Source organism: Sphaerochaeta halotolerans (genome assembly GCF_003429665.1).
GTDB lineage: Bacteria > Spirochaetota > Spirochaetia > Sphaerochaetales > Sphaerochaetaceae > Sphaerochaeta > Sphaerochaeta halotolerans.
Genome location: NZ_QUWK01000007.1, coordinates 174,946 through 187,017, shown reverse-complemented (window position 1 = coordinate 187,017; position 12,072 = coordinate 174,946). Strand labels below are relative to the sequence as shown.

Below are 12,072 nucleotides of genomic sequence, written 5' to 3'. Positions count from 1 at the left end.
TTTTCAGCTGGCCGTGTTTGCTCCGCTCAGTGGCCGTTTTTCAGCGCATCACTGACCGTTTTTGGGAACCATATGCAGGTGTAAGGCAGCCATCTTGTAACAAAAGAAAAAGCAAACCCTTTATAGTAAAAGGTTTGCCTTTCTGCCCAGAACAAGATTTGAACTTGCACAGTCTTAACGACCGCTAGGACCTGAACCTAGTGCGTCTACCAATTCCGCCATCTGGGCGCAGGGCAACTATAGAATATTTGTTTGGATTGTGTCAACAAGGATTCTGGGAAATCAAGACAACAGCTTGGGCCATGACCGCTTCGGCTGTACCAAGCTCACCAAGAATTCCCTCGGCGGTCTTCGCCTTGACTGAAACCTGACTGATTTCGAGGTGCATCTTATTCGCCAAGTTCTCCCTGATTGCATCAATATGCTCACGGAGCTTGGGACGTTGGACAATGACCGTGGTATCGATGTTCTCGATGGAGTAGGGAGGGAGGTCTTCTTCCAGTACTCGTGACAACAACTGCAGGCTGTCAGCATCCTTGAAAGCTGGGTCAGTATCGGGGAAGTGAGACCCAATGTCCCCTTTCGCCAACGCTCCAAGGATTGCATCAATGATTGCATGGGTGAGAACGTCCCCATCGCTGTGAGCAACCTCACCCCGTTCACTGGGAATGATTATGCCACCAAGGATAAATTTCCTTCCTTCTGCGAGACGATGTACATCCCAACCTGTGCCAATCCTCATTGCGTTTGTTGCTCCCTCTGTACCTCATCCATGGCTTGGTGGAGTGCTTTTGCAGCTAGTGCGCTGCGTTTGCCTTCCTCAAGGTTCTGGAGGTATTCCTCTATCTGCTGTTCTGCATCAGGAATATCCTCGATATATGTGATCTTCCTGTTCTCCCGGGTTCCTTCACAAATACCCACTGTCTGTCCATAATCAGTGAAGATCTGTGTATCATCCACATAGGAAGTGGTACTGTCTTTTGCTGCCTGATGGGCTTCCCATATCTCTGGGTATTTGAAAATCTGTGGAGTCTGAACTCCTACAGCATGGGTACGGTCTATGTGGTGGGTAATAAGTCCATTGTCATCAATGATTTTCAGGGCATCGGTAGCAGGCAGGGCGGGGACTGCACCACGGAAGACCGTAGCCGTTGCAAGTGTCTTGATCACCAAATCAGGGGTAAGGAAACAACGGGCTCCGTCATGGATTGCAACGAAGTCTACCGCCAAAGTCATTGATGCAAGCATCTGCAATGCGTTGTAGACTGATTTTTGTCGGTTGTCCCCCCCGGGTACAAGAATAATGGGGACCATATTCTGCTGTAGAAGATCCTCCAATGCAACCGCACACTGGTCAGCCATACCTTCGGGATGAGTAACCATGATAACCTGGCACCCAGGAACTTCAAGGAACGGAGCAACAGAACGGTAAAGCACTGTATGGCCATCGATGGAAAGATATTCCTTCTTGACACCAAGTTGCTTGTTCACATTGAAACGATCGCTGCTGCCGGCAGCGGTCACAATTACTGCGTGTTGAGGAAAATTCATAAACCTATTTCTCCAGTTTGGAGAATACAAGCAATTCGATCTCTTTCTTGTCTTTCTTCAAGGCAAACGAGATCTCGTCGATCAATAACCGAAGTGCATTGTCATAGAGCTTCCGCTCTTGTACCGGCAGTTCCTTGATCTTGCTGCGATGATAGAGTGCTTGTACCACCTTCGCAATGGATGTAATGGAACCCTGCCTGAGCAGGTCCACATTCATCTGGTACCGGACCTTCCAGTCTACCGGCATTGGGTCATACTTACTGGAAATAGACTCAATCGCCTGCTTCGCTTCCTTCTCCGCAACGATTGGTCTAATGCCCATCTCCTCGGACTTGTCCACAGGAATCATTACCGTCATATCAGAGATATCAAGGTAGATCACGTAATACATCGTAGCGACGCCTCTGAACATTCGTTCTTCTATACGCTTGATGACGCCTACGCCTTGGAGAGGGTATACTACATGTTCTCCGATGGCAAATTGTTTTGGTTCCTGGGCTGAATTCATAGTACAAGTATATCCTATTTTCCATGTTAGAACAAGAACGCCCAAAAACAAACTCTTCCTTGCTGAATGATAGCCAACAGCAAAGGAATACTATATAGTTTGAATCATGAAACCTAAAATACGACGCTGTGGTGTATTGATGCACCCGACTTCATTTCCCTCTCCTCACGGAATCGGGTCACTGGGTGATGAGGCTTTTTCATTCATCGACCTTCTTTCCCAAGCGAAAGCGAGCCTTTGGCAAATCCTCCCCCTCGGTCCTACCGGCTACGGGGACAGCCCCTATGCGGCACGATCAACGTTTGCAGGAAATGAGCTCTTGATTGATCTCAGGACACTCGCCTATGAAGGGTATCTGGATGTGGAAGATGTACTCTTTCATCCAGATTTTCCCTCCGGCCGGGTAGAGTACGGTAGTGTGCGCAACTACAAGGAACCGCTTTTGGAGCAGGCAGCAGCGACCTTTATTGCTGAGGCAGCAAAGAAAGAGAGGGAAACGTACCAGCAATTTGTAAAGGAAAACCAGTGGTGGTTGGAGGACTATGCCCTCTACCAAGTACTCTGTAGAACCTACCATGACTCTCGCTGGTTTGAAATCTGGCCCAAGAAAGTAAGGCTACGGGAAGATACTACGTTGCACCAGCTCAAGAAGGAGCACGCAAAAGCGATTGAGAACATACAGGTACAACAGTATTTCTTCTACACGCAGTGGGCAAATGTCAAACAATATGCCAACAAGAAGGGAATCCAAATCATTGGAGACATTCCCATCTTTGTTGCTCCAGACAGCGTGGATGCCTGGTCACATAGGGATTTGTTTAAAATGGATGAAGATGGCAGACAGACCGCTTCCAGCGGAGTGCCTCCAGATGCCTTCTCTGATGAGGGACAACTTTGGGGAAACCCTGTCTATGATTGGGAAGCCCATAAGAAGCAGCAGTTTTCCTGGTGGATCAAGCGCATAGAAAAGACCTTGGAGATGTGTGACATAATCAGAATCGACCACTTCCGTGGATTCGCTGCATATTGGGAGGTCCCCAAAGGGGAAAAGACTGCCATACATGGTACCTGGATGCCATCCCCAGGCAAAGAGTTCTTCTCCGCATTGAAAGCGCACCTAGGGGAGGAGCTTCCCATTATTGCTGAGGACCTGGGAGTGATTACCGAGGATGTGGATGAACTCAGGATCTCCAACGGCTTCCCTGGCATGAAAATCCTTCAGTTTGCCTTCTCTGTAGAGCAGGGGAAGCTTGATGCCAACAATACCTACCTGCCCCACAACTGTGAACACAACAGTGTCATCTATACCGGCACCCATGACAATAACACCTCCAGAGGATGGTATGAGTCCCTGGATGAACAGACTGGGGATGCCGTGAGGCGCTACCTGGAGTGCCCCGATGACCAGGTTGTATGGCAGTTGATTAGGCATATGTTGCTCTCACACGCGAAGGATGCCATTCTTCCCATGCAGGATTGGCTTGAACTTGGAGCGGAGGGAAGAATGAATATTCCCAGCACCTGTGGGGTGAGCAATTGGAGCTGGAGAGCAGAAAACCTCCATCCGGTAGAGTGGAGAATTGAGAGACTCAAATCCCTGATTGAACTATCAGGACGAGAAGGAATCTAGCAAGTAGGTGAGCAGGTCAGTGCAATCGCCCTGCTCACTTTTGTTCAGTACCGCCTCTATCGCATGCCGCTCATACGGCACCCCGATCAGGATTGCCTTGATACGGGAGACAATTGAAGTGTCGAGACTGTCAGTGAACATGAGGATGTCTCGGATTACACCTTGTTCCACAAGGATCCTGAAGTCTGCCTCGCCCCATGGGAATCGATGGGTAAACGAATGGGTGAACTGTGGAGTCTCCTTGAGAATTTGTGAGCGGTCACCGAATCGGTGATAATTCTGTTGTGCAGCAGGGAAGGTGGTGAAGTCGATTTCTTGGACCTCTGCCTCCCCGTACATTTCCTTGAATGCCTCGATCAACGCATCCTGCACCATTTCATTGGTAATTTCCTGATTGCCTTCCTTCAGGTTTCCTACTCGGGAAGCTACGGATTTCACCGCCTTGGAAGCAAGCTTGGTGGAGCTCGGGGTGAGGTAATTCCCCATTACCGACAAATCACTGCTGATAAGCAACGTTCCATGGTGACAAAATTTGGTAGCAGTTGTCTGGAATGCATTACCGGAGATCTTTTTCCCATTCAGAAGAATGTCATTGCGACCAGAAAGCTCACAATCAAGAGAGAGGGTAGCCAGTGCCTTGATAATCAGAGCAAAGTTTTCCTCTTTACTGCTCTGCTCCTTGTCCCCGATCAAGGTGAAACAAAGGTTGCCCTGGTCATGGTAGACCGCACCTCCTCCGCTCTGCCTTCGTACGAGTTGAACACCCTCATCATCCATGCGTTGTAGGTTGCATTCGTTGAAGGGGTTTTGGTACCGCCCAATCACGATGCAGGGATCATTCACCCAGAGATACAACACATGCTCATGGGGCAGACTCATTAGGTATGCCTCTCCTGCCAGGTTAGCTGCACAGTCGTGCGATTTTGCCAAGTAGATTGCATTCTTCATGGCGCCAGTCTACCGTTTTTCCGGTCCCTTATGCTATAGTGCCCGGTATGAACATCATCCTCTTTTCCTCACTGGAACCAATGAATGAGCTCCCTATGAAAGACCATAGGGCTCGCCATATCAAGAAAATCCTGCACCTTGGAGTTGGTGATACCTTCCAAGCGGGTGTTGTCAACAAAAGCAAGGGGTTGGCTACCATAACCAAGATGGATGAGAAAGGCATTTCCTTCACCTATGAAGTGGAAGATGAGCAGGCATCCAAACTCTACCCAGTAACCCTCATCGTTGCACAAGTCAGACCAATCAGCATGAGGAGGATTCTCAGGGAAGCGGTAAGCCTCGGTGTTGGTTCTCTCATTCTCTGTACAACCGATACTGCTGAGAAATCCTATGCACAAGCCAATCTCTACACCAGTGGAGAATACAAAAGCATCCTCCTCGATGGAGCAATGCAAAGTGGGCAGAGTGGGGTTAGTTCTGTGCAGTTTGCCTCATCCCTCAAGGAAGCTATTGGCCTGCTTCCTCCCGATGCGAAGCGGATTGTCCTTGATAATGTATGGGATGGCATACCGCTCTCAATGCTGCAGCTAGAAGAAAACCAACCGGCCGTATTGGCGATTGGAGGAGAGCGAGGGTTCAGTGATCGGGAGCGAACGCTCTTTAGGGAACATGCGTTTCAGTTCGCATCACTGGGAAAAAGAATCTTGAGAACGGAAACAGCCTGTAGTGCAGGAGTAGCTATTTTGCTTGGTAGGATGGGCCTGCTCTAGAAGTTGCCCAGCGTGGGATATTCCTGTACCATGGCAGTATTCCAGAAACCGAAAGGAGTATTATCATTATGGCACATTGCATCGTCAGCGCTGCTGAAGAGATTTTGGATAAGGAATTTCCCGTACTAGACCATGGTTTTGTCCGCTTGGTCGATTACTTGGGAAGTGATGATCGTATTGTACAGAGCGCACGGGTTTCTTACGGGAGTGGGACCAAGACCTACCGACAGGACAAGGGCTTGATCAACTACCTGCTGAGGAATGACCACACATCTCCCTTTGAACAGGTGAACTTCACCTTTCATGTAAAGATGCCAATTTTTGTTGCCAGGCAGTGGATTCGTCACCGTACCGGCAGGGTGAATGAGATCAGTGGGCGCTATAGTGTCATGAGTGATGAATGCTACAAACCTGATCCCTCCCACATTAACTTCCAGAGCGATGACAACAAGCAAGGGAGAACTGCTGAGCCAGTCGATGAAGAGATGGCAAAGCAGGTACTTTCTCTTCTTAGTGAAGACCAAAAGCGGAGTTATGATACCTACCAGAAGCTTCTGGATATGGGAATCGCAAGGGAACTCAGTCGCATTGATCTTCCCCTGAGCCTCTATACCGAATGGTATTGGCAGATGGATCTCCATAATCTGTTCCACTTCCTGCAGCTCCGTCTTGATGCCCATGCACAGTATGAAATCCGCATCTATGCCCAGACCATCCTTGAACTGGTGAAAAAGGTCTGCCCGATTGCCACTGAAGCATTCGAGGAGCACAAGCTTGGGGGAAAACAGTTCAGTAAAAGTGAAATGAAAGCAATCAAATCCATGCTCAAGGGTGAAGCGAACCCGCTCACTGGAAGAGCTTTGGACCTGTTTGAAAAGAAGCTTGACTAGGATTGCTTCAACTTTTTCTTGTAAGCCCGCTTGCTCAAGGGGAGCGATGGAAGCTCGTCAGGTCGATAAAGCAACGGTCTTGGATCCTGCAACAAGGATTGGAACAATTTAATTGACTGTGTGAAGTAGTACCCGTCGGTGATTCGTTCATCGACGGTGAAACCTACTTCCATGGTATCTTTATACATCGTTCTTGTTCCCTCTGTATGGCGGGTTCTTCTGAGTAACCCCATGGTAACGAATACACTTGTTGTTCCCCACTCATACAGATGATGGTGTGGGCTTCCCCCACCCAGACCGATACTCCCCAAATTGCTGACAAACAGGGATGTGTGTAATCCATCGGCATCGCGGAGCGCCTTGGGAGCTTTTCCATATCGGTCGAGAAGCCTTGCTGTTCCTAATACCAAGCGTATAATCGGTTGGGGAAAGTGAAGAAAATACTGAATGGCCTTGTCAGTGAAATTTGTTGCTTCAGTTTGCCTCTGATCAATGATGGCTTGGTTCACAATGCTCGCTATTTCATCAAGCGTCATATTAGGGGAGAAATACAGCGGCATGCTGTGCTCAGGGGCATCATCGCTGTAAGCCTCCTTGACAACAAAGTTCAAAGAGATATCCTTCCGTTGCCAGAATCGGTAGTTTGCTACAAATCGATTCAGTTCCGGTCTGAGAGCAATCGTTCTAATAATTGCTGCAAGGAACACCTCAAACACCCGGTAGGAACGCCCGTCAGGACTCTTATGGTGTTTGATGAAATGTATCGTGTTGGTAAGGTCAAGTACCATGTTCTGGTACACCAATGACTCAGACCTCTTTTGCATGATATAGGGGAATATTTGTTTGTAGGGTGCTATGTCATACACTCGTACCGCATCATTGCGCTTACTCATAAAAGAACCTCTAGTATTGAAGGTGTTAGTATGTTGAGTGTACTACTGTTCTCTTTTGTGCTCAAGAGAAATACTGAATCATGACTTGTGTTTCTCTAGACATGTTTGATACGAGGTTTTCATTGCTGCTTCAAACGCCTTGTCGTTTAAATAGGAATAGCCAAAGGTTGGCTCCCAGAGCGAAGGGTCCTCCATGCAGAGGTAAAAGAAGGGAGAGCCTTGCTTCCAACTGGAAGGAAACTGCTCATAGGCAAATGAGAACATTCTTCGTTTGGTCTCAAGTGGGTAGGAGTATTTCCCTGCCGCTGGAGTGAGCTCCATATCCAATACCCGAGTTGGATAGTGGTCAGTGCGTAGCTGTCTCAGTACTGCCTTCGTGAATGTAAGGGTTCCAAGGGAGAACATCATCAACTCATCGGGGAGGAACATGCTTGTTACAGCCTCAATAAGCGCGCCATACTCCTCCTGCCACCCCTTGAAGTACACCATGGGATGAAGGTGGAATCCTATGATTCTCCCCTTGTCCCTCGCTCTTCTCGCTGCATCGAGCCGCCCGCGGAGTGTAGCGGCCAGATGTTCCTCTTTCTCGATAATCGTAGGAGCATTGAGAGACCAGGTGGAAACAATATTGAGAGGCAGATTGAGGCTGAGATAGTCACTTCTTTTGCTCTTCGTCTTGAGCTCTATGATGAGATTGGGATAGCGACTCGCAAGGATGGCTAGTGCGTCGAGAGTCCCGTAGTTATTCCCCCATAGGAGGGAATCGCTGCTCTGCCCGGTGCCGATATGCCAAGTATCCTCATCCAGTACAAGCTCCTGCAATCGGTTTGAAAGATTCTCCACTACCTTGACCTCATGTTTGTTGTAAAACGATTGAATCGAGCAGTAAGAACAGCCGAACGCACACTGTTGTACCACGTCGAGGGTCTTGAGATTACAGCAACGGGTCTTTTCCCCCTCTACCGGACAGGGGCACCTGCCCATCAGGGTGTCAGAGGAGACAAAAAGACTCTTGTACTTGTCAGGGAGACGGGTATCAGGAACAAAATCCTGGTAGTTGGTTGGGTTCCCCCGTTCCTGTTGCATGAGGAGGAGGTGGTTTGCAATCAAGGTTTTTGTCCTGGCCTTCCCCTGCAATGTTGCTACGTTCTCTTCATCAATCCAGTCCTGCAAAGGACCCAGTTGCCACATAGCAAGGTCACAGGCGCTTTCGATGAGCTGTCGTTGCTGTTGGAAGCTGAAGTGGTAACGCTCATCAAGATGGGTGAGGTAGCGTTGTTCCTCAGGTGGTAGGGTTGCAAAAAGGGGATGATCCATAGCTGGTATTGTAGTGATTGAGCATTGCCAAAACAAGACTGTCTGGATATGCTTCAAAGCAGTATGAAGAAAAAGCGAGATGAAGCAGCACACTATACTTCTGCCAGTGAGGTAGAGAGCCTCGGGAGTGTTGCCGCGGAAAACGTAAGTCCCCAGATGCAGGCACGGGAATTGCCCCATGCCAGTGGCGTCTATTTGATGCGTGATGAGAAGGGACTCATCATCTATGTCGGAAAGGCGAAGGATCTACGAAAACGGGTAACTAGCTACTTCCTTGCAAACAGGAGTGCAAAGACTGCTGCGCTTGTGAGAAAGATTGCTTCCATCGAATATATTATAACCGGAAACGAATATGAGGCATTGGTACTTGAGAACAATCTCATCAAGAAGTACTCACCTCACTACAACATCTCTCTCAAGGATGGCAAAAGCTATCCAATGATCAGAATCACCAATGAAAAGTTCCCAAAGGTCTTCAAGACCCGTCGGCTCATCGATGATGGTTCCTCTTACTATGGTCCCTATCCTGATGCAGGAAAACTTGATCTCTATCTTGATCTGATCGCAAAACTCTTTCCCTTGAGAAGGTGTTCCACCCCACTCAGAAAGCGGGAAAAACCCTGTTTGTACTACCATATTGGACTCTGCTTGGGACCCTGTGCTGGCCTGGTCAGTGAACAGGAGTATGGGAAATCCATCACTGCGGTGAGGAATCTTCTGGAAGGAAAAACCGATGCACTGCTTGCGAGGTTGCAGGATGAGATGGTTCAAGCTTCCAAGGCACTGAATTTTGAGGAAGCAGCAACCAAGCGTGACCAGATAACAGCCATCAAGACCACACAGGTAGGGCAGCAGGTACAGGACTTTGCCAGTGAGAGTCGTGACTATGCCGCCATCGAGATGCGTGGGCCGTTGTGCACCATCAGCTTGATGCAAATGCGTGATGGCCAGTTGATCGGCCGAGCATTATATCGTGCAGAGACGCTTGGAGAGGAAACTGAAATCTTGTTGGACTTCCTGATACAGTACTATGCAGATGGTCAGAAGCTTCCCCAGTTCCTCTATGTCTCCCACGAAATTGATGTGCAATTGATCAGGCGTTACTTTACTGAACAGCTGGGGGGGAGACTGGAAGTGAATCTCCCCATCGATGGAAAACACTACAGAATTCTCCGTATGGCAAGGGAAAATGCCAGCCGGGATGTGGAAAAGCGACTGAAGAGCAAGGACAACACCAGGGCCTTGGAGGAGCTTGCGGATATCTTGGATCTTGCCTCCCCTCCAACCCTTATCGAAGGGTTCGATGTTGCCCAATTGAGTGGTAAATACACCGTTGCATCCCTTATCTCCTTTCGCAACGGTAATCCAGACAAACCAAACTACCGCAGGTACAACATCAAGAGTCTTGAAGGTAGGATTGATGACTATGAATCCATACGGGAAGCAGTAGCCAGACGCTATACAAAAATTCTCAATGAGAATCTGGAACGGCCAGGGCTCCTGATCATCGACGGTGGGCAAGGGCAGGTCAATGCTGCTCGAGAGATCCTTGATGCACTGGGGATGGTGGACATTCCGATTATTGGCCTTGCCGAGCAGTTTGAGACCATTGTGTTCGATGATGAGAGAGAGGATCTCCAGCTACCTGAAGACAACGAGGCGTTACGTCTGATTATTGCTGTACGGGATGAGTGTCACCGGTTCGCAACCAGTGCAAACCAAGCGGCAAGGAGTCGTGAGGCTTCCTTCCGTGTACTGGAATCAGTGCAGGGGATCGGCAAGAAACGGAGTGAGCGTCTGATGAAACAGTACGGAAGCCTTGAATCCATCCTAGCTAAGTCAGCTGAGGATTTGAGCAAGGAAGCAGGAATATCTCTTGCTGTTGCCAAGCGGATCCTGAGCCAGCTTTCACTTTAAGTCAACGATGCAAAGCTGGCTTTGTGGAGCGGCCGTCCCCCACACTTGATGATGCGGTAGAGCAAACGTTCGAGCACCAAGCTGGTAAGTTCACTGCCAGACTCCTTGACTTCAAGGTCAGCTTCTCCCAATGCAATAATAATCCTTCTGACAGCATCAATGTCAAAGCGTTGAATTGCACTACGGTAGGTGGTTTTGTCCTTTGGTTTCTTGATTGGGCTGTTTTTCCCTTGTACCTGGGCTTGCAGATATGCCTCATTCTCACTGTTGCCCTTGCTGAGGGCCTCTAGGATGGAGTAGAGCCTCCTGAACTGCCAAAGCAATCCATTCACCAACAAAATGGAACATTGGCTGTCACCACTACCAAGAATACTGTGCAGTGACTGCAGACTCTGTTTCAAGTCTCCCCGTGCAATCAAGGGGAAGAGGGTGAATGCATCCTCCTGCCTGCTATGATAGATATAGGTCTCGACATCCTCTTCTTCAATGGGACGTTTTCTTTGGTCAATCTGCCAGAACAAGGCAAGCTGGTTGCAGATTAACCGTAGTTCCTGGGTGTTGTCTTCGGTCAAGTCGATTAGGAGTTCAATTCCCTCAGCGGTGATGGATATTCCCAATTTTCTGAAAAAGGTTCTGATCCACTCAGACTTCTGGTTCTCCAGCAGGTCATAGAAAGTCTTGATGTTTTTTTGGGGAATCGCCTTCATGATCTTCTGTGAAAGATAGAACTCGCTGGATATGATGATGAGTGTTGCGGTTTCCACCGGATGGGCAAGGTAGTTTGCAATAGTCTCAACCATGGAGGCACCAAGTTGCTCAGCTTGGCTTATGATGACCATCCGATGATCACTGAACAGACTGTTGTTGTTCAATACCGTGAGTATTTCCCCGTTTTCGGTTTCAAAGGGGTAGAATCTGCTCAGTTCAACCTCCCCCCCATAGGTTTTCCTCAGTTGGTCACGAATCTCTCTTAGTTCCTGTTCTTTTGCCCCTGTCTCTGGGCCAAGGAGAAGATATGCTCTCTCGCTCATTGATAGTTCCGAATCAGAAGGTGCAATTTGCCATGAATCTTGCAAGAACGGGTGATAATCGGGCCCATGGATGCATTAGCAGGGCGAAGTTCAACACTTCCCTTGCCAGGATAATAGCCCTTGAGGGTAATTCCCGGTTGGTCATCCCCAATGGATGCAGCCACAATGTCACCACGTTCGGCTACATCGCACTTGCGGATAATGGCGATGTCTCCGTCGTAGATTCCATCCTCAATCATGCTTTCTCCCCTAATTTTCAGAGCAAAGTAGGTGTTTTTGGTCGTTCTCAACATGGTTGCAGGAATATTGAGCATGAAATCGGTGTTCTCCTCGCTCATCAAGGGGGCCCCTGCTGCAATAGAACCAAGTACTGGGATTTGGATAAGTTCTTCTCGCGGGAAGAACTCTTCACCAATCACTTCAATGGAACGGGAGATACCTCCGGTGGTCTTAATTACCTGTTTTGCCTCAAGCGCTTTCAGATGGTCATGGGCGGCTTTTACTGAGAACTGGAAGTGGTCAGCGATATCCCGTACGGAAGGTGCATAGTTGTTCTCCTTGATGTACGAACTGATGAAAGTTGCTATTGCCTTTTGTCGGTCGGTTAGTTCGCGCAT

At 48.7% G+C, this 12,072-nt stretch carries 12 protein-coding genes and 1 tRNA gene; 4 read left to right on the top strand and 9 right to left on the bottom strand.

What is annotated here, in order from left to right; genetic code table 11:
• Nucleotides 1–143 precede the first annotated feature (143 nt).
• The 4 genes from DYP60_RS08340 to DYP60_RS08325 all read right to left on the bottom strand — a co-directional run bounded on the left by DYP60_RS08340 (nt 144) and on the right by DYP60_RS08325 (nt 2,059).
• Nucleotides 144–228, bottom strand: a tRNA-Leu gene (locus DYP60_RS08340).
• A 34-nt stretch (nt 229–262) separates the two neighbouring features.
• Nucleotides 263–742 (bottom strand): 2-C-methyl-D-erythritol 2,4-cyclodiphosphate synthase, encoded by a 480-nt coding sequence (gene ispF / locus DYP60_RS08335; RefSeq protein ID WP_117330546.1) that lies wholly within the window; start codon nt 740–742, stop codon nt 263–265.
• Nucleotides 739–1,551: an IspD/TarI family cytidylyltransferase gene (locus DYP60_RS08330; protein WP_117330545.1), complete on the bottom strand. Its 813-nt coding sequence runs from the start codon at nt 1,549–1,551 to the stop codon at nt 739–741. Before DYP60_RS08330 ends, ispF begins: the two co-directional genes overlap by 4 nt.
• A gap of 4 nt (nt 1,552–1,555) precedes the next feature.
• On the bottom strand, nt 1,556–2,059 hold the full coding sequence (locus DYP60_RS08325; protein ID WP_117330544.1) for a CarD family transcriptional regulator: 504 nt from the start codon (nt 2,057–2,059) through the stop codon (nt 1,556–1,558).
• 106 nt (nt 2,060–2,165) lie between these two features.
• Between DYP60_RS08325 and malQ the strand changes: the two genes are divergently transcribed.
• A complete protein-coding gene (gene malQ, locus DYP60_RS08320) occupies nt 2,166–3,689 on the top strand; it encodes a 4-alpha-glucanotransferase (RefSeq protein ID WP_117330543.1) in 1,524 nt (507 codons plus the stop codon).
• Here the strand turns inward: malQ and DYP60_RS08315 are convergent.
• Complete coding sequence (locus tag DYP60_RS08315; RefSeq protein WP_117330542.1) at nt 3,669–4,637, bottom strand: lipoate--protein ligase; 969 nt, start codon at nt 4,635–4,637, stop codon at nt 3,669–3,671. The genes malQ and DYP60_RS08315 overlap by 21 nt on opposite strands.
• A gap of 47 nt (nt 4,638–4,684) precedes the next feature.
• Between DYP60_RS08315 and DYP60_RS08310 the strand changes: the two genes are divergently transcribed.
• Nucleotides 4,685–5,407: a 16S rRNA (uracil(1498)-N(3))-methyltransferase gene (locus DYP60_RS08310; RefSeq protein WP_117330541.1), complete on the top strand. Its 723-nt coding sequence runs from the start codon at nt 4,685–4,687 to the stop codon at nt 5,405–5,407.
• 68 nt (nt 5,408–5,475) lie between these two features.
• On the top strand, nt 5,476–6,297 hold the full coding sequence (gene thyX, locus DYP60_RS08305; RefSeq protein WP_117330540.1) for an FAD-dependent thymidylate synthase: 822 nt from the start codon (nt 5,476–5,478) through the stop codon (nt 6,295–6,297).
• Here the strand turns inward: thyX and DYP60_RS08300 are convergent.
• On the bottom strand, nt 6,294–7,190 hold the full coding sequence (locus DYP60_RS08300; RefSeq protein WP_117330539.1) for a 2-oxoacid:acceptor oxidoreductase: 897 nt from the start codon (nt 7,188–7,190) through the stop codon (nt 6,294–6,296). The two genes, thyX and DYP60_RS08300, sit on opposite strands and share 4 nt — an antisense overlap.
• A 78-nt stretch (nt 7,191–7,268) precedes the next feature.
• Nucleotides 7,269–8,507, bottom strand: a complete 1,239-nt coding sequence (locus DYP60_RS08295; RefSeq protein ID WP_117330538.1) for an SPL family radical SAM protein — start codon at nt 8,505–8,507, stop codon at nt 7,269–7,271.
• 63 nt (nt 8,508–8,570) lie between these two features.
• On the opposite strand from DYP60_RS08295, the gene uvrC reads away from it, so the two are divergent.
• Nucleotides 8,571–10,424, top strand: coding sequence for an excinuclease ABC subunit UvrC (gene uvrC, locus DYP60_RS08290; RefSeq protein ID WP_117330537.1), 1,854 nt, complete (start codon nt 8,571–8,573; stop codon nt 10,422–10,424).
• Here the strand turns inward: uvrC and holA are convergent.
• A complete protein-coding gene (gene holA / locus DYP60_RS08285) occupies nt 10,421–11,455 on the bottom strand; it encodes a DNA polymerase III subunit delta (protein ID WP_117330536.1) in 1,035 nt (344 codons plus the stop codon). The genes uvrC and holA overlap by 4 nt on opposite strands.
• On the bottom strand, nt 11,452–12,072 hold the full coding sequence (gene lexA, locus DYP60_RS08280) for a transcriptional repressor LexA (RefSeq protein WP_117330535.1): 621 nt from the start codon (nt 12,070–12,072) through the stop codon (nt 11,452–11,454). The genes holA and lexA overlap by 4 nt, the downstream gene beginning before the upstream one ends.

Bases quoted from the DNA above. Each gene is read 5' to 3' on its own strand.
- DYP60_RS08325 (WP_117330544.1), bottom strand. From the start codon at position 2,059: ATGAATTCAGCCCAGGAACCAAAACAATTTGCCATCGGAGAACATGTA.
- DYP60_RS08315 (WP_117330542.1), bottom strand. From the start codon at position 4,637: ATGAAGAATGCAATCTACTTGGCAAAATCGCACGACTGTGCAGCTAAC.
- ispF (WP_117330546.1), bottom strand. From the start codon at position 742: ATGAGGATTGGCACAGGTTGGGATGTACATCGTCTCGCAGAAGGAAGG.
- DYP60_RS08295 (WP_117330538.1), bottom strand. From the start codon at position 8,507: ATGGATCATCCCCTTTTTGCAACCCTACCACCTGAGGAACAACGCTAC.
- DYP60_RS08330 (WP_117330545.1), bottom strand. From the start codon at position 1,551: ATGAATTTTCCTCAACACGCAGTAATTGTGACCGCTGCCGGCAGCAGC.
- malQ (WP_117330543.1), top strand. From the start codon at position 2,166: ATGAAACCTAAAATACGACGCTGTGGTGTATTGATGCACCCGACTTCA.
- holA (WP_117330536.1), bottom strand. From the start codon at position 11,455: ATGAGCGAGAGAGCATATCTTCTCCTTGGCCCAGAGACAGGGGCAAAA.
- uvrC (WP_117330537.1), top strand. From the start codon at position 8,571: ATGAAGAAAAAGCGAGATGAAGCAGCACACTATACTTCTGCCAGTGAG.
- DYP60_RS08300 (WP_117330539.1), bottom strand. From the start codon at position 7,190: ATGAGTAAGCGCAATGATGCGGTACGAGTGTATGACATAGCACCCTAC.
- lexA (WP_117330535.1), bottom strand. From the start codon at position 12,072: ATGCGCGAACTAACCGACCGACAAAAGGCAATAGCAACTTTCATCAGT.
- DYP60_RS08310 (WP_117330541.1), top strand. From the start codon at position 4,685: ATGAACATCATCCTCTTTTCCTCACTGGAACCAATGAATGAGCTCCCT.
- thyX (WP_117330540.1), top strand. From the start codon at position 5,476: ATGGCACATTGCATCGTCAGCGCTGCTGAAGAGATTTTGGATAAGGAA.